The organism is Arthrobacter sp. TJ-265 (assembly GCF_058269135.1).
The window spans coordinates 273,410-289,468 of the sequence record NZ_JBZCND010000003.1; the positions used below are offsets into that span (position 1 = coordinate 273,410).

Sequence of the window (16,059 nt, forward strand, 5' to 3'; positions counted from 1 at the left end):
TGTCCGCCCTGCCGTGGGTATGGAGCGCCCGCGGGGAGGCGGCGGTGTTACGCCCTGAGCGTGGGCGCGGGCGGTCCTGCTGCCGGGCGCGGCCTACTGTCCGTCGATGCTGCGTTCCTCGATGAGGCGCCCGTTGAGGATGCGCTCGATCGCGGTCCGTCCCACGAGTCCCGATTCCTCGATGGTCTCGTCGTCCGCGCTTGGCTCGTCCTCCACGAAGCGGAGATCGACCGCGCCCCGTGTGGCAGCTGCCTCCTCGGCGCGCTTGCGTTCTGCTTCGTCGAGCAGCTGCTGGTAGCGGCTGACCGGCTTCTGCCGGACGTCGCCGGCTGCGACCGGTCCGGGCCCACCGGGCACAGACGACGTGCCCGGTGCCGCCGTGTCGGGTGCGGACGACGGCGTCGGGGCGGCGGCAGCGGGGGCGGGCGCCGCGAATCTGGGCACGACCGGCGTCCTGGGCTGAGTGGGAGCCGTGATGCGTGCGCCGGGTGGCTGGTGTGCCGTCCCCGCTGCGGTGCCTCCCGTGCCGGGCGACGGCGTCCCGTCACCTCCGGCAGCCGGTGGCGCCCCTGCGCCCGGGGGGCTCCAGATGACGGATCGGGATGCCGTGGGCCCCGGGGCCGGACTCGCGGCCGCTCCTTCCGGTGCGGCGCGGGAGCCGGAGGCGTTTGGGTTCTGGGACATCGGGGCACGCTGGGAGCGCTGGGGGGCCGGACCTCGGCCGCCCGGGGTGTCGGGTGCGGGGGGAGTAGGCAGCTGAACGCCTCCGGCTCCGCGCGGTCCTGCGGTACGACGGTCGGAGGGATCCTCCGGGACGGAATCCCAGCCCGGACCGGGATCGTACGCGTCCTCGGGAGGTTCGACGAGGGCCCAGGAATCGTCCGACATGGACGGGTCCCAGGCACCGACGGTCTCCGCGCCGGCCGGAGCGGACGCTGCGCGTTCGGCCGGGCGGGTGCCACGGTCGGCGCCCGCGTCCGGCACCGGACCCCTCGGGCGGGCCGGCATCGTGGCGTCACCGGAGGCCCGGCGCGTTGCAGGTGCGGCAGCGGACGTCGCGGTGCTGGAGCGGTCGGGCTCCGCAGCGGGTGCCGGGCGGGTGTCGGAGGACTGCCGGGCCTGCGGCGCGGCCGGTGCAAGGTCCCGTTCCGGGTGGACGGCACCTTCGGCGTCCGCGGTCACTCCCGCGGTGTTCGCGCGGTTCGGAGTGGGCGCATCGCCCGTGACGGGCGGGGGTGCGGGGGTGCCGGTCCGGTGTGCGTCACCGGCAGCGGTCGCGGTGGGCGCCGGACGGGTGGCGGTCGCCGCCGGGACGGAGGAGGGATCGTCAGGGCTCGGTGATGCCTGGGTGCCGACTGATCCCGCGTCCGGGTGGCCCGCCTCGTCGGGGGTGCCGGCCGGGAGATCATGCGCCGCATCGCCCGATGGCCGCGGGGGCGTGGCCTCGGCGGTCCCGCCGTCCCGCGGTCCGGGGCTCGTGGACGACGACAGCGCAGCATCGCCGACTCCGGCGTCACCCGGCGCAGCAACGCCGGCTCCGGCCCGCGGCACAGGGCCGGCGGGCGATGACGAAGCTCCCGGGTCCGCGTGCTGGGCGGACCCTGCGTCCGGAGACGGTCGAGCGTCATCCCGGGGGGCCGTCGGGTCGCTTTCGCGCGCCGACGCCGAGGAAGCAGGGCCCGGGCTGCTACCCGGGCCCGCCGTGCGGGCCGGTACTTTTGGGCCCGACTCACCCGACCCGCCGGCGTCGTGGACGGCTTCGATGGAGCAGGTGAGGCCGAGGACCTTGTGGATCGCCTGCTTCACGTTGTCCATGTGGGGTCCACGCTGGAACCCGATGGCGTTGCCCTGGTTCACGAAGGCGAGGACCAGCTGGTTGCCCTCGAACGACCGCGGCTTGGCCGAGACGTTCACGATGAGCCAGGTGGCGCGTTTGATGTGCGCGACCTCGTCCATGATCTCGGGCCAGGCCCGTCGGATCATCTCGACATTGCTGCCGGACCCGGCGGGCTGCCCCTGCTGGCCCGGTTCGGGCTGCCGGGATCCCTGCTGCGGCTGTGCCGGACCGCCCGGAGTCTGTGCCGGCTGACCCGGGGACGGGGTCTGCTCCCGTGCCGCATGGGACTGCCGACCGGAATCGGCGCTCGGCTGCCGGCTCTCGTGGCCGGACGTTTGCGGGCCCTGAGCGGCAGGGCTCCGCGAACCGTCTTCGACGGAGGAGGCCTGCTCCGCGGGGACCGCCCCCGATGTGGCGCCCCGTGGGTCGGGCCTGCGCTCGTCGGCTGTCGGGTGCTCCTCGCGGTCGTCGGCGCTCACCGAGGGGTCCAGCGCCGAGGGGGCCGTCGCCGAGGTGTCCGCCGTCGTGACCCCTGGAGGCGGGGTCGCGCCGGTGGTTCCTGCTGCGCCGGCCGCGTCCGGAGAGCCTGCGGCCTCCCGCATGCCTGCGGTGGTCGGAGCGCCTGGTGTGCCTGGTGCGCCGGGTGCGCCTGACTCGCCGGGGGCGCCCGCCACGGGACGCGCCGGCGTCTTCGCATCGGAGCCCGGGTCGGCGAAGGCGGAGTCGGTGGAGACGCCCCAGTTGCCGCCCCAGTCGGGCGAGGAGTCCGCTGCCGGCGATTTCGCCTGCTGGTCACGTGCGGCGGCCGGGATCGCGGGAGACTGCGCGCCGGGAGCGGCGGCGGGCACTGCAGGAGCGGAAGGATCGGCGACCGGCAGCGACCAGCGGGCTGCGGCCTCCTCGGCCGTCCGGGGGACGCCGTCGAGCCGTGGACGCGGTGGTCTCGTCGGCTCGGCCGCAGCGACCGGAGTGGGTTCAGCAGCGGGTTCGCTGCCGCCGTCGGCAGCGGGCGTCCCGGCGGCGTACTCGAGGCGACGCTCGATACGGTCCACCCGGGCGAGCGTACCGCGGACCGAGGCATCCGCCGCGGGGAGCAGCAGGCGTGCGCACAGCAGTTCGAGGTGCAGCCGCGGCGACGTGGCGCCGGTCATCTCGTTCAGGGCCGCATTGGTGACGTCGGCGGCGCGGGACAGCTCGCCGGCACCGAGCTGGTTCGCCTGCGTGCGCATGCGGTTCAGCTGGTCGTCGGGGACACCGCGCAGGACGGACGCGGCACCCTCGGGGACCGCGTTGATGACGATCAGGTCGCGGAACCGCTCCAGCAGGTCCTCCACGAATCGCCGGGGGTCGTGCCCGGTCTGGATCACGCGGTCCACGGCGTTGAACACCGTCGCGGCGTCGCCGGCCGCCACGGAGTCGACGACGTCGTCGAGCAGGGTCGCATGCGTGTAGCCGAGGAGCGAGACGGCGAGCTCGTAGTCCAGCCCGGACTCGCTCGCGCCGGCCATGAGCTGGTCGAGCACGGACAGGGAGTCGCGGACGGAGCCGCCGCCGGCACGGACCACGAGCGAGAGGACTCCCGGCGCCACCGGCACGTTCTCCTGACGGCACAGCAGCTCGAGGTAGGCCATGAGGGGTTCGGGCGGGACGAGCCGGAAGGGGTAGTGGTGCGTCCGCGAACGGATGGTGCCGATCACCTTGTCCGGCTCGGTGGTCGCGAAGATGAAGAGGATGTGCTCCGGCGGCTCCTCCACGATCTTCAGCAGTGCGTTGAAGCCCGCCGACGTGACCATGTGGGCCTCGTCGATGATGAAGATCTTGAACCGGTCACGGACGGGGGCGAAGGTGGCGCGCTCGCGGAGATCGCGTGCGTCGTCGACGCCACCGTGGCTCGCGGCGTCGATCTCGATGACGTCCAGGCTGCCCGAGCCGTTCCGGGCGAGTTCGACGCAGCTGTCGCAGACACCGCACGGTGTGGAGGTAGGGCCCTGCGCACAGTTCAGGCAGCGGGCGAGGATCCGCGCCGAGGTGGTCTTGCCGCATCCACGGGGCCCGGAGAACAGGTAGGCGTGGTTGATGCGGTCCTTGTCGATGGCCGCCATCAGGGGTTCGGTGACATGCTCCTGGCCGATGACGTCCGCGAAGGTCTCGGGACGGTAGCGGCGGTAGAGGGCTGTACTCACGGATGAACCTTATCGGTTGGTGCTGACGGTTTGCATGCCGGTCCGGCGGCGGCGGGGAACAGGACGGCGGGGTCGACCACCCACGGGTGGCGCGGCAGCCGCCCCGGATCGAACACGGCGAGGGCCGCGTCCGGACTCCCGCCGGGAAGACCGAGGGAGGCCAGGATCGTCTCCAGGACCTCGGCCGCGGACCAGCCCTGCAGGGCGAGGTCCTCCAGTGTCACAGCGCCGTCGCGCTTTGCCAAGCGGCGGCCCCCGGACGCCACCGCCAGGGGCACGTGCGCGTAGGTGGGTATCGGGAGGCCGAGCAGGGAGGCGAGGTAGGCCTGCCGCGGGGCCGATTCGAGGAGGTCCTCGCCCCGCACCACCTGGTCGATGCCCTGGTCGGCGTCGTCGACGACGACGGCGAGGTTGTAGGCGATCACGCCGTCGTTCCTCCGCAGTACGACGTCGTCCACCGGAGCCGTGATGCGCCCGGCCAGCAGGTCCTCGACGGTCCCGCTGTCGACGGCGGAGCGCAGCCGCAGCGCCGGGCGGCGGCCGAGGCGCCGTCGGGCCCGCTCGTCCTCGCTGAGAGCGCGGCACGTGCCGGGGTAGAAGCCGGGCCGGCCGTGTGGGGCGCTCGCTGCTTCGGCGACGTCGCGCCGCGTGCAGAAGCACTCGTAGGCGAGGTCCCGGGCGATGAGCTGCTCCAGCGCCGCGGTGTACCGGGCGAGGCGCCCGCTCTGACGGAGGACCGGCTCGTCGGATGCGAGGCCCAGCGCCGCCAGTTCGGCGAGCTGCTCCGCCTCGGCGCCGGCGCGGACGCGGTCCAAGTCCTCCACCCGGATCAGGAACCGGCGTCCGGTGGAGCGGGCGAAGAGCCATGCGAGGACGGCCGTGCGGAGGTTGCCGACGTGGAGGCGGCCGGAAGGGCTCGGGGCGAAGCGGCCGGCGCCCGTGTCTGCCACCGTGGAACCTCCCGCTGCCCGCGTCCCTAAAGTCCTTAAAGTGAAGACCCCCCATGCACCTGCCAGAGCCCGCTTACCCTTGCTACCTTCCGGTCCTGGGGGAGTTCACAGGATGACACCACATGAGGGGCCGGGAAATAGTCTACACAGTGGATCGCGTGGCGTTCGAATCCGCGGAGCAGGGCGGGAGAAGCGCCGCCGTCGCCCCGCGATATCCCGGCGATTCGGCGTGAGCCGGTTGTATGGGTATTCTGGTATCTGCTCCAAAGGAGGAGGATTCGCCTAGCGGCCTATGGCGCACGCCTGGAACGCGTGTTGGGTTCACGCCCTCGGGGGTTCAAATCCCCCATCCTCCGCTTGTGGCTCGACAAGGAACACCCCGGTCTTCGGACCGGGGTGTTCCTTTTTGTCTGGGTGGGTGGTCGCGAACGGAGGCCACGGACCACCCCGCACCGGCGGGCTGCCGCGGTCCTACCGGTATCGTGCCGAACCGGCTCAAACGCTCGAGCGCGCGGGTCCCAGGTGTCCCTGGACGGCCCGCGCGGCAGCGGCGGGCCCGTCCTCGTCCGCATGGAGCAGGCGTTCCCGTTCGGCCGCAGCGCGGAAGGACCCGTCGGTGAGCAACCGCCGCACGGCGCCGGCGAGGTGCTCGGTGCCTGCATCCCGGGGCGACACCGCGATCGCGTTGCCCTGCCGCACGCACACCGCGACGTTCCAGGCCTGCTCCGGCTGCATGCCGATGCCGACGAACGGTACTCCCGTCGCGCACGCAGTCTGCACCGTGCCCTGTCCGCCGTGGAGTACCGCCGCGTCGATGAGCCCCCCGAGTCGGTGTGCGGGTAGCAGGTCGACGACGTGCACGTTCGTCGGCAACCCGGCCACATCGCCGGGCGTGAGGAAGTGGCGGATGGGGGCGACGACGTTGATCCCCAGTGCGCCCAGGGTGTGGGCTGCACGCAGCGCTGTCCTCCGGTTGCCCGAGGATCCGAGCGCCAGATAGACGAGTGGCCGGTCCAAATGGGCGAGCTCATGCACCAGCTGGGGAACCTCGCCCGGCAGTTCAGCGAAGATCGGACCCACCCTGATGTAGTTCGCCGGTAGGTGGTACCCCTCGAGTTCGGAGGCCATGACCGTCAGGAGGTTGACGTCGCCCTCGAACAGGTCCAATCCGGTGCGCAGGGGGCGCACCCCGTTCTCCCTGGCGACGATGCGGAAGGCGCGCGGGGCGATCGGCAACCGACCGTAGACGAGGCGGAGGGCTGCCGACGCGAGGCCGTCGGCCACTCCGCTGAGGCGACCAGCCCCGGTGACGAGACCGAGCCGCGGCGTCTGCTCCACGTGAGGTCGGGTGAGCGCGAAAGGGACGGCGTAGAACAGCGGCACCTCCTCGGCGCGCGCCGAGATCAGCGAGGTGACGTTCGTCCCCATCACCACGGCCTCGGCGCCGGTCTCACGGAGGAGCCGACGCTCGGCATCCACCCGGGCGCGGACGAGCCCGGGGGAGAACGGATGGCGGAGCGAACGCCCCTGGTCGAGGGCCAGGACCTGGCCCTGCTCGCGCCTCGACAGGACGGGGCCGAGGTGGCGCACCTCGAAACCGGCCGAGCGCACGAGGTGCACGTACGGGGATTCGTACACCTGGAACATGGCGTGACATGCGGGGCCGAGTGCCCGCGCGATCATGATCATGCGGGTCGTCTCGGCAAGATTGAAGGTCACAGGAGCGAAGAGCAGCGTTCGCATGCCTGGAGCCTAACGCCCGCGTCGGACCGGGTATACGGTCGTCGGGCGGCTCCATCTCCAGGCTGTCTAGACGGTTCCTGCCACGCGGCGGATGCGGTTCTTCGCGGCGGCCTCCGCGGGACCCTCCGGCCCCAGCCCCAGCCGGATCATCCCGAGGACCAGCCGTACCGCCGGCCGGATCGGCAGCGGGACGGGTCCGAGGGACGGCGCCCGCAGGCCGAGCATCTCGCGGTGGCGCGGCTCCAGCGTCGCCACCGCCCCCGCGAACAGGATCTGGTACCCGAGGCGCTGGGACCGGGGCAGGGGCGGACGCCGGATGTAGGTGAGCGCCTCCTGCACCTGTTCGCTGTTCCTGAGGTCGCCGTCGAACGCGGCGAGCTGCGCCCTGAGCCCGGCGGCGGACCGCGGTGGGTCCTCGAGGCCCATCAGTTCCCCGGCCTGTGCCCATTCCGCCACGTACTGGTCCACGCCGCCCGGGATGGCCCCGCCGTATTCGGAGTGCGCCGCCACGAAGGCGTCGGTGAACGCGAGGTGCACCCATCGGATCAGGTCCGGGTCCGCCGCCGAATACGGCTTCTCGACGCCCCGGCTGTCGGTGTACGTCCCGGACACCCGGGTGTGGAGGCGCTGGACGAACGCCGATCCCTCCCGGGCTGCGACCTTCGAACCGTACGTCACCGTGAAGATCCAGCGGATGGTGTTCGCCAGTCTCCCGAGCGGCTCCTCCCGGAAGCTCGAGTGGGCGTGCACGCCGGCCATCGCGCCCGGGTGCAGTGTCTGCAGGAGGAGCGCCCGGATGCCCGCCACCGTCGGTGTCATCGAACTGTGCACCGTCCACACGGCGGAGCCGATCGGGAAATACCCGACGTCGTCGCCCTTCTCGAACTCGAACTGCCACTGCGGGATGGCCGGATCACCGTCCGTGAAGGTCGTTCGGAGCTGCGTCTTCCACGTGTCGATGATTCCCATCGGGTGACCCGTTCTGTCGGTGTCCTGCGGCGGCCTCCGGGCCGCCGTTCCTTCCAACGTACCCACGGGCCGATTTGCTCCGTCCGCACGGTGGGCCATCCGTCGCGTGCGACGATACGAAGCACCAGCACCACCGAGTCCCCTGGGAGCAATCATGTCCTCGTCCGGCCTGTACGGCATCGACCTCACCATGAACGACGGCAGCACGAAGTCCTTCGGGGATTTCCGCGGCCACCCCGTCCTGGTGGTCAACGTCGCGTCGAAGTGCGGCTTCACCCCCCAGTACGCGGGCCTCGAGGCGCTGTACGGCCGCTACGCGGCCGAGGGCCTCGTGGTGCTCGGCATGCCCTGCAACCAGTTCATGGGACAGGAACCCGGGAACGACGGCGAGATCGCCGAGTTCTGCTCGAGGACCTTCGGCGTCACGTTCCCGCTGATGGCCAAGGGCGACGTCCGCGGGAAGGACCAGCACCCGCTCTACGGACAGCTGACGAGGTTCGGGACCGGGCTCCTGCCCGGCCTCGTGAAGTGGAACTTCGAGAAGTTCCTGGTGGGTCGCGACGGCGAGATCCTCGCGCGGTTCGCCCCGACGGTCGAGCCGGACGCGCCCGAGGTGATTGCCGCGATCGAGGACGCCCTGGCACGACCCGCCGCCTGACCCCGGGCTTCCCCGGGGTCGGCGCCGGGCCCTAGCCGAGGGAGGCGACGCAGCGCGCGAGGAAGGCGGCGCCCGCCTCCTCGTGGATGAGTGAGCCCTCGGTCAGGACCTCGTAGGGCTTCGGGGGCACGCCGTCGGCCGGGCGGACGTCGAGGTGCGCGACGTCGTACCCCTGCTCGTGGAGGTAGTCGGCCATGGCGTAGTCGGTGCGTGAATCGCCCACCGTCCGCCACGTGCGGGGCAGGTCCATGAGCGGCGCGACCAGGGTGAGGGCTCGCTCGGCCCCGAGGTCCTTGCCCACGCGGACGGACTCGATGTCGGTCGAGATGATGGTCGGGTCGACCCGGTACTCGATGTCCCCCCGGCTGTCCGGTTCCTCCCGGTCCAGCCTGCAGGCGCCCATGTCGTGGCTGTGCATGATGTCCAGGGCGTCGTCGTCGAAGGAACTCTGGCCCTCGAGGTAGTCGGCGTTCGCCGCGTCGAGGGACTGCTCCACCGAGACCATGGCGAGTTTCGTCTCGTCGAAGAACATGAGGTGGGAGTACTTCTCCTCGACGAGGTCCCGCACGTCGTCGGCGAAGCTCGTGGGCAGCGCGAGCCCGCGGTCGAGGAAGACCTCCCCGGCGCCGTCGGCAGTGAACGAGAACCAGGTGGCACCCTTCTCGCAGACGGCGTGGAAGGTCACCCCGGCCGGCAGACCCGCGGCGAGCATCGGCTCCATCACCTGCTCACGGATGAACGCGTCCGAGCGGCCCGTGTTGAACACCACGGGCCAGCCCGCCGCGGCGAGCGTGAGCAGGTCGGCGATGATCCCGGCGGGGACGGTCCGCGTGACAGGGCTGGCCACGGGCCCGTCGACGTCGAGCAGGAGCCCCTGGGCGGGCTGTCCCCGGCCGGGGGAGGGCAGGGCGGGGGCGGCGGGCAGCAGGTCGAGGGGGGCGTCCGTAGGCATGGGTCCATTATGTTCCGCCGCGCACGGTCCCTCCATCCGCGACCGGTCCGGGCGCGCCCGGACGGGATCGGCGTGACAGACTCGCGGCATGAGCACTCGGTCGGGAATCGTCGTCGTCGGGTCGATCAACGCGGACCTCGTGGTCGCCGCCGACCGGCACCCGCGGCCGGGCGAGACCGTGGCCGGCCGTTCGATGACGGTGCTGCCCGGCGGCAAGGGCGCCAACCAGGCGGTCGCCGCCGCCCTGCTGGGCGCCGAGGTCACCATGATCGGCGCCGTGGGGGACGACGCGTACGCGGATGTCGCCCTCTCCGTCCTCGCGACGGCGGGCGTCGACCTGTGGGCCGTCCGGCGGACCGGCGGTGCCACCGGCATCGCGGTCATCCAGGTGGCCGACGACGGCGAGAACACCATCGTGGTGCTGCCCGGAGCCAACGCCGCCATGACGCCCGAACTCGTCGAGGCCTCCGCCGACGCCATCCGGGATGCCGGCGTCGTGATCGTCCAGGGCGAATTGCCCGCGGACGCCACGGCTGCGGCCATCCGTCTCGCCGCCGGACGTGTGATCGTCAACCTGGCACCGGTCATCGCCGTCGACGGTCCCACGCTCCTCCGCGCGGACCCCCTGGTGGTCAACGAGCACGAGGGGGCCCTGGTCCTCGCGCGCTTCGGGCGTCAGGTGCCCGCGGATCACGGAGCCGTCGCCGGGTCCCTCCTCGCCCTCGGCTTCGCGTCGGTGGTGATGACGCTCGGCGGCGCCGGGGCCCTCGTCGCCACCAGCGGTGGCCTCCGCCGGGTGCCCGCCCCGCAGGTGGCCGCGGTCGACACGACGGGCGCCGGGGACGCCTTCGTCGGAGCGCTCGCGGCGCGGCTCGCGGCGGGTGGACCGTTGGACGACGCCGTCCGGTTCGCCGTGCGCGTCGGTTCCTCCTCGGTCCGGCGCCCGGGCGCGCAGCCCTCCTACCCGACGTCCACCGACGAGCTTCCCGCACTGCCGGCGGGTCCGGCGGCGTGACCGTCGAACCACGGGACGATCGCCTGCCCGACACGCGCGTTCCATTGGCCGAAGCAATTACTTACCCTAGAGATGTGATCTTCAAAGCAGTGAGTGACGGCCGGCCATACCCGGACCACGGATGCGTGACCCCCAAGGACTGGGCGGAAGTGCCTCCCCGGCAGGTGCGGCTCGATGAACTGGTGACCACCAAGACCACGCTCGACCTCGGGGCACTGCTCGCCGAGGACTCGACGTTCTTCGGTGATCTCTTCCCGCACGTGGTGCAGTGGAACGAGACGATGTACCTCGAGGACGGCCTGCACCGGGCCGTCCGGACGGCCCTGCACCAGCGGACCATCCTGCATGCGAGAGTCCTCGTGCTCGATGAGTGAGCAGGGCTCGCCGCGCCACCAGCGGGCGCAGGCCAGACGCGACCCGACCGAGTGGCACGGCCAGCGGATCGTGACCGAGACGGATCTCGGCGCCGTGTTCCCGGAGGACGACGCCGATCGCCGGCGGCGGGTGTCGATGCGCAGGATCCTCCATGGCGTCGTCCTCGTGCTCCTCCTGGGGCTCGTTATCGCCGCCGTGTACGTCGCCCTGGGTGTTGCGCGCGGAGACATCGGCACCGGCGCGCCCGAAGCGGTTCCCGAACCGACATCGACGTGCCCCGCCGGTCCGTTCGACTACCAGGACCCGAGCGCCATCACCGTCAACGTCTACAACAGCACGAGCATCGACGGACTCGCCGGCATCGCCGCGGAACAGCTCCGCGGCCGCTCCTTCGCGGTGCGGGACATCGCCAACAGGCCGGTCGACCGCACCGGGATGACGGCGATCATCGTCTCGGGCGAGGCCGGCCGCGCCAACGCCTTCACCCTGCAGCGCACCATCCCCGACTCGATCTACGTGGCCGACGAGCGCGAGGACCGGACGGTCGACGTCGTCCTCGGTTCCGGCTACGCGGGAGTCGTCCCGCCCGAGCGGATCGACGTCACGCCGGCCGGGCTGTCCTGTGCCCCGGAAGAAGGCCCCACGGCCGCACCCACGGCCCCGTAGGCCTGATCGCGGACGAAGGGACGGCGCCTGGACGCCGTCCCTCCCTGTTCCCTGCAAGGGGTCACGCGGCGGCGAGCGCCCGCTCGTCCCGCAGGTACTTCGAGTACGCGGTCACGGTCAGGAAGGCGGGGAACTGCGTGCCGAGGGCCACCTCCTCGAAGACCTCGCGGGCCTCGTCGAACCGGTCGCCGTCGAACCGCGTCAGGGCCGCGAACTCCTCGTCGAGCAGATCGGTGACCCGCTCCCGGGTGATCACCTCGCCGTCGTCCGTGAGCGCGCTCGTGTAGATCCACTGCCAGATCTGCGACCGCGAGATCTCGGCCGTCGCCGCGTCCTCCATCAGGTTGTTGATGGCGGCCGCGCCGTTGCCCCGCAGCCAGGACTCGATGTACCGCACCCCGACCTCGAGGTTCTCGCGGACGCCGCGCTCCGTGATGGTGCCCGGCGTCGCGGCGATGTCGAGCAGCGCGACGTCGTCCGGGCGGACGTCGTCGCGCAGGCGGTGAAGCTGGTTCGGGCGGTCACCGAAGGCCGCGTCGAAGACCTCCATCGCCACGGGCACGAGGTCGGGGTGCGCCACCCACGATCCGTCGAAGCCGTCGTCGGCCTCGCGGGTCTTGTCCGCCCGCACCTTCTCCAGGGCGAGGGCGTTGGCCTGCTCGTCGCGCCGGTTCGGGATGAACGCCGCCATGCCGCCGATCGCGTGGGCGCCACGACGGTGGCAGGCACGGACGAGCTGCTCGGTGTAGGCGCGCATGAACGGTGCCGTCATGGTGACGGCGTTGCGGTCCGGCAGGACGAAGCGCGGGCCGCGGGTGCGAAAGTTCTTGATGACGGAGAAGATGTAGTCCCACCGGCCGGCGTTGAGGCCCGCCGCGTGATCCCGCAGTTCGTACAGGATCTCCTCCATCTCGAATGCCGCCGTGATGGTCTCGATCAGCACGGTGGCGCGGATGGTGCCCTGCGGGATGCCGAGCAGCTGCTGTGCCTGGACGAAGATGTCGTTCCACAGCCGCGCCTCGAGGTGGTTCTCGATCTTCGGGAGGTAGAAGTAGGGTCCGCGTCCCTGGTCGATCAGGGTGCGGGCGTTGTGGAAGAAGTAGAGGGCGAAGTCGAACAGGCCCCCCGCCACGGCGACGTCCTGGATGAGGACGTGCTTCTCGGGCAGGTGCCAGCCGCGGGGCCGGACGACGATCGTGGGCAGCGCGTCCGCCGGGCCCTCGACCCGGTACTCCTTGCCCTCGGGCGAGGTGAACCCGATCCGTCCCGCGAGGGCGTCCCGGAGGTTCAGCTGGCCGTTGATCACGTTGGACCACGACGGCGTCGAGGAGTCCTCCATGTCGGCGAGCCAGACCTTCGCGCCGGAGTTGAGGGCGTTGATGGTCATCTTGCGGTCCACCGGGCCGGTGATCTCCACGCGGCGGTCCTCGAGTCCCGGGGCCGTCGGGGCGACCCGCCACGACGCGTCCTCACGGATGTGCCGGGTCTCGGGCAGGAAGTGCGGGTCGGCGCCGGCCGCCACGGCCTTGCGCTGACGGCACCGGTGGTCGAGGAGCTCCTCGCGGCGCTTGTGGGTGGCCCGGTGCAGCGCCTTGACGAAGTCCAGTGCCTCGCGGGTCAGGATCTCGCCCTGGCGCCGGATGGGCGGCGCGGTGAGGGTGATGCCGTTCAGGGTGTAGGGGTCGTTCATGGTGTGCTCCTGGGAGGTCGGATGCCGATGCTGCGGGGAGGGTCAGTGGAACTGCTGCGTCTCGGTGGAGCCGGCGAGCGCGAGCGTGCTGCCACCGGGGTTGAGAGCCGTGGCCACCTGGTCGAAGTAGCCGGTGCCGACCTCGCGCTGATGACGGGTGGCGGTGTAGCCGCGGGACTCGGCGGCGAACTCGCGCTCCTGCAGGTCCACGTAGGCGCTCATGCCGTTGCGGGCGTAGCCGTGGGCGAGGTCGAACATCGAGTAGTTGAGGGCGTGGAAGCCCGCGAGGGTGATGAACTGGAACGTGAACCCCATGGCGCCGAGTTCGCGCTGGAACGTGGCGATCGTGGCGTCGTCGAGGTGCTTGCGCCAGTTGAACGACGGCGAGCAGTTGTAGGCGAGCATCTGGTCCGGGAACTCCGCCTTGATCCCTTCGGCGAAGCGCCGCGCCAGGTCGAGGTCCGGGGTGCCGGTCTCCATCCAGAGCAGGTCCGCGTACGGCGCGTAGGCCCGGCCGCGGGCGATGCACGCCTCGAGGCCGTTGCGCACGTGGTAGAAGCCCTCGGGCGTGCGCTCGCCGGTGACGAACGGCTGGTCCCGCTCGTCGACGTCGGACGTGATGAGCGTGGCGGCCTCGGCGTCGGTGCGGGCGACGATGACCGACGGCGTCCCCGCGACGTCGGCTGCGAGCCTCGCCGCGTTCAGGGTCCGCACGTGCTGCTGGGTGGGGATCAGGACCTTGCCGCCGAGGTGCCCGCACTTCTTCTCCGACGCGAGCTGGTCCTCCCAGTGGATGCCGGCGGCACCGGCCTGGATCATCGACTTCATGAGTTCGTAGGCGTTGAGCGGCCCGCCGAAGCCGGCCTCGGCATCGGCGACGATCGGCACGAGCCAGTCCTCGACGGTCGAGGTGCCCTCGGCCCATTCGATCTGGTCGGCGCGGAGCAGCGCGTTGTTGATGCGGCGGACGACGGTGGGCACGGAGTTCGCCGGGTACAGCGACTGGTCCGGGTAGGTCTGCCCGGCGTTGTTGGCGTCCGCAGCCACCTGCCAGCCGGAGAGGTAGATGGCGCGCAGTCCGGCCTTGACCTGCTGCACGGCCTGGTTGCCGGTGAGGGCGCCGAGGGCGTTGGTGTACCCGCCGGTGCGGGCCTCGTCGGTGAGCTGGCGCCACAGCTTCTCGGCGCCGCGCCGCGCGAGCGTGTGTTCCTCCTGGACGGTGCCGCGCAGGCGGACGACGTCGGCTGCCGAGTAGTCGCGCCGTACGCCTTCCCAGCGCGCATCGGCCGACCACTCGAGGTCCAGTTCCCGGGCGGCGTCCGCTGCCGGGCCCTGCAGCCCGGTGGAGGGATTCGAGGGGGAGGGTTCCTGCGTCATTGCTGTCTCCTTCGTGGGTGGCCGGCTGCCCCGGCGGGTGTGGAATCAACAATTCGCCACTTCTGCCGACGTTCCTACCCTCCGGCTCTGGCAAGAAACGCACTTCTTCGCCTATCGTCAAGAAATGACGACTTCCGCCTGGACCCAGCCCGCCTCCGGGACCTCCGCAACCCCGCCGGGCGTCGGGGGCGAGGCCCTGGACCTCATCAGCCTGGGGCGGCGTGTGCGGCACCTCCGCAAGGCCAAGGACCTGACCCTCGATGACCTGGGCGCCGCCGTCGGCGCGGTCGCGTCGCAGCTGTCCCTCGTGGAGAACGGCAAGCGGGAGCCCAAGCTCGGCATGCTCCAGCGGCTCGCGGCGGCGCTCGGGGTGACGATCGACGAACTGCTCGGCGCGGAGCCGCCGTCGCGCCGGGCCGCCCTGGAGATCGCGCTGGAGCGCGCGCAGCGCGGCCCCCTCTACGAGTCGCTGGGGTTGCCGAAGGTCCGCATCTCGTCGAGGCTGCCGGTGGAGGTGCTGGAATCACTCGTGGGCCTGCAGGGAGAGCTCGAGCGCCGGTTGAACGAGCAGGTGGCCACGCCGGAGGAGGCGCGGCGGGCCAACGCCGAACTGCGTGCCGTCATGCGGGAGCGGAACAACTACTTCCAGGAGATCGAGGTCCAGGCGCAGACCGTGCTCGACGCCGTCGGGTACAGCACGGGGCCCGTGTCCCAGCACCTGATCGCGGACATCGCCGCGCATCTCGGCTTCTCCCTGCACCACGTGGGCGACCTCCCGCATTCCACCCGGTCCGTCACGGACCTCAAGAACCGGCGCATCTACCTCACGCAGTCGCAGCGGACCGATCACGACCCCCGCTCGGTGCTGCTGCAGGCGCTCGGGCACTACGTCCTGGAGCACCGGACACCCGAGAACTACGGCGAATTCCTGCGCCAACGGGTCGCCACCAACTACTTCGCCGCGGCGCTCCTGCTCCCGGAGCGGCCCACCGTCGAGTTCCTGAAGCGGGCGAAGGCGGCGAAGGAGATCTCCGTGGAGGACATCCGCGACAACTTCGCGGTGTCCTACGAGACGGCCGCGCACCGCTTCACGAACCTCGCCACCGAGCACCTCGACATCCCCACGCACTTCCAGAAGACGCACAAGAGCGGCATCATCTACAAGGCCTACGAGAACGACGGCGTGACCTTCCCCCAGGACCACACCGGCGCCATCGAGGGTCAGCCGTCGTGCCGCCGCTGGACCTCACGCGTGGTGTTCGACGTCCAGGACAAGTTCCGCGCGTACAACCAGTACACGGACACCCCGAGCGGCACCTACTGGTGCACGGCGCGGACCGAGCGGGCGGCGAGCGGCGAGTTCTCACTCAGCATCGGGGTGCCGTACGCGCACGTGAAATGGTTCCGCGGACGGGATACGGACATCCGCGAGAAGTCCTTCTGCCCCGACGAGTCATGCTGCCGCCGGCCGCCCGCGGATCTCGCGCGGGAGTGGGCCGGGCATGCCTGGCCGAGCGCGCGAGCCCACTCGCACCTGCTCGCGGCGATGCCGCCGGGGGCGTTCCCGGGCGTCGACGAGACCGAGGTGTACGCGTTCCTCGCGGCGCACTCGCGCTGACGCGGGGCGCTTGCCGGCCGCCCTCG

Annotated in this window: 12 protein-coding genes, 1 tRNA gene and 1 other RNA gene; 6 read left to right on the forward strand and 8 right to left on the reverse strand. The window is 71.6% G+C overall.

Features of this window, described 5'->3' with window-relative positions; genetic code table 11:
• Nucleotides 1-93: 93 nt before the first annotated feature.
• The 3 genes from AC4D2E_RS12950 to ffs form a co-directional block, all read right to left on the reverse strand.
• Nucleotides 94-4,020, reverse strand: a complete 3,927-nt coding sequence (locus AC4D2E_RS12950) for a DNA polymerase III subunit gamma and tau (RefSeq protein ID WP_490952868.1) — start codon at nt 4,018-4,020, stop codon at nt 94-96.
• Nucleotides 4,017-4,970 (reverse strand): tRNA glutamyl-Q(34) synthetase GluQRS, encoded by a 954-nt coding sequence (gene gluQRS, locus AC4D2E_RS12955; protein ID WP_490952869.1) that lies wholly within the window; start codon nt 4,968-4,970, stop codon nt 4,017-4,019. Before gluQRS ends, AC4D2E_RS12950 begins: the two co-directional genes overlap by 4 nt.
• A gap of 39 nt (nt 4,971-5,009) precedes the next feature.
• Nucleotides 5,010-5,105: signal recognition particle sRNA small type (gene ffs / locus AC4D2E_RS12960), an RNA gene on the reverse strand.
• A 136-nt stretch (nt 5,106-5,241) separates the two neighbouring features.
• Here ffs and AC4D2E_RS12965 point away from each other — a divergent pair.
• Nucleotides 5,242-5,326, forward strand: a tRNA-Ser gene (locus AC4D2E_RS12965).
• A gap of 139 nt (nt 5,327-5,465) precedes the next feature.
• On the opposite strand, the gene AC4D2E_RS12970 is transcribed toward AC4D2E_RS12965, so the two are convergent.
• Both AC4D2E_RS12970 and AC4D2E_RS12975 read right to left on the reverse strand, forming a co-directional pair.
• The gene (locus AC4D2E_RS12970) at nt 5,466-6,713 is read right to left on the reverse strand and encodes a glycosyltransferase (protein WP_490952870.1); all 1,248 of its coding nucleotides are present in this window, start codon (nt 6,711-6,713) and stop codon (nt 5,466-5,468) included.
• 66 nt (nt 6,714-6,779) lie between these two features.
• Entirely contained in the window at nt 6,780-7,682 is a 903-nt protein-coding gene (locus AC4D2E_RS12975; protein WP_490911248.1) for an oxygenase MpaB family protein, read from the reverse strand.
• Between the two features lie 154 nt (nt 7,683-7,836).
• Between AC4D2E_RS12975 and AC4D2E_RS12980 the strand changes: the two genes are divergently transcribed.
• Nucleotides 7,837-8,340, forward strand: coding sequence for a glutathione peroxidase (locus AC4D2E_RS12980; protein ID WP_104167094.1), 504 nt, complete (start codon nt 7,837-7,839; stop codon nt 8,338-8,340).
• A 31-nt stretch (nt 8,341-8,371) separates the two neighbouring features.
• On the opposite strand, the gene AC4D2E_RS12985 is transcribed toward AC4D2E_RS12980, so the two are convergent.
• Nucleotides 8,372-9,292 (reverse strand): Cof-type HAD-IIB family hydrolase, encoded by a 921-nt coding sequence (locus tag AC4D2E_RS12985; RefSeq protein ID WP_258069817.1) that lies wholly within the window; start codon nt 9,290-9,292, stop codon nt 8,372-8,374.
• 88 nt (nt 9,293-9,380) lie between these two features.
• On the opposite strand from AC4D2E_RS12985, the gene AC4D2E_RS12990 reads away from it, so the two are divergent.
• The 3 genes from AC4D2E_RS12990 (at nt 9,381) to AC4D2E_RS13000 (ending at nt 11,348) form a co-directional block, all read left to right on the forward strand.
• Nucleotides 9,381-10,307 (forward strand): ribokinase, encoded by a 927-nt coding sequence (locus tag AC4D2E_RS12990; RefSeq protein ID WP_490911246.1) that lies wholly within the window; start codon nt 9,381-9,383, stop codon nt 10,305-10,307.
• 74 nt (nt 10,308-10,381) lie between these two features.
• Nucleotides 10,382-10,681, forward strand: coding sequence for a type II toxin-antitoxin system VapB family antitoxin (locus tag AC4D2E_RS12995; protein ID WP_104167080.1), 300 nt, complete (start codon nt 10,382-10,384; stop codon nt 10,679-10,681).
• Nucleotides 10,674-11,348 (forward strand): LytR C-terminal domain-containing protein, encoded by a 675-nt coding sequence (locus AC4D2E_RS13000; RefSeq protein WP_181033596.1) that lies wholly within the window; start codon nt 10,674-10,676, stop codon nt 11,346-11,348. Before AC4D2E_RS12995 ends, AC4D2E_RS13000 begins: the two co-directional genes overlap by 8 nt.
• Nucleotides 11,349-11,409: 61 nt before the next feature.
• Here the strand turns inward: AC4D2E_RS13000 and aceB are convergent, their stop codons facing one another.
• Nucleotides 11,410-13,038, reverse strand: a complete 1,629-nt coding sequence (aceB, locus tag AC4D2E_RS13005; RefSeq protein ID WP_490952871.1) for a malate synthase A — start codon at nt 13,036-13,038, stop codon at nt 11,410-11,412.
• Between the two features lie 42 nt (nt 13,039-13,080).
• On the reverse strand, nt 13,081-14,415 hold the full coding sequence (gene aceA, locus AC4D2E_RS13010; RefSeq protein ID WP_490911241.1) for an isocitrate lyase: 1,335 nt from the start codon (nt 14,413-14,415) through the stop codon (nt 13,081-13,083).
• A 124-nt stretch (nt 14,416-14,539) separates the two neighbouring features.
• Between aceA and AC4D2E_RS13015 the strand changes: the two genes are divergently transcribed.
• Nucleotides 14,540-16,033, forward strand: coding sequence for a helix-turn-helix domain-containing protein (locus AC4D2E_RS13015; protein ID WP_490952872.1), 1,494 nt, complete (start codon nt 14,540-14,542; stop codon nt 16,031-16,033).
• Nucleotides 16,034-16,059 lie beyond the last annotated feature (26 nt).

Coding starts and splice junctions, on each gene's coding strand:
- AC4D2E_RS12970 (WP_490952870.1), bottom strand. CDS start 6,713: ATGCGAACGCTGCTCTTCGCTCCTGTGACCTTCAATCTTGCCGAGACG.
- AC4D2E_RS12975 (WP_490911248.1), bottom strand. CDS start 7,682: ATGGGAATCATCGACACGTGGAAGACGCAGCTCCGAACGACCTTCACG.
- AC4D2E_RS12980 (WP_104167094.1), top strand. CDS start 7,837: ATGTCCTCGTCCGGCCTGTACGGCATCGACCTCACCATGAACGACGGC.
- AC4D2E_RS12985 (WP_258069817.1), bottom strand. CDS start 9,292: ATGCCTACGGACGCCCCCCTCGACCTGCTGCCCGCCGCCCCCGCCCTG.
- AC4D2E_RS12990 (WP_490911246.1), top strand. CDS start 9,381: ATGAGCACTCGGTCGGGAATCGTCGTCGTCGGGTCGATCAACGCGGAC.
- AC4D2E_RS13000 (WP_181033596.1), top strand. CDS start 10,674: ATGAGTGAGCAGGGCTCGCCGCGCCACCAGCGGGCGCAGGCCAGACGC.
- aceB (WP_490952871.1), bottom strand. CDS start 13,038: ATGAACGACCCCTACACCCTGAACGGCATCACCCTCACCGCGCCGCCC.
- aceA (WP_490911241.1), bottom strand. CDS start 14,415: ATGACGCAGGAACCCTCCCCCTCGAATCCCTCCACCGGGCTGCAGGGC.
- AC4D2E_RS13015 (WP_490952872.1), top strand. CDS start 14,540: ATGACGACTTCCGCCTGGACCCAGCCCGCCTCCGGGACCTCCGCAACC.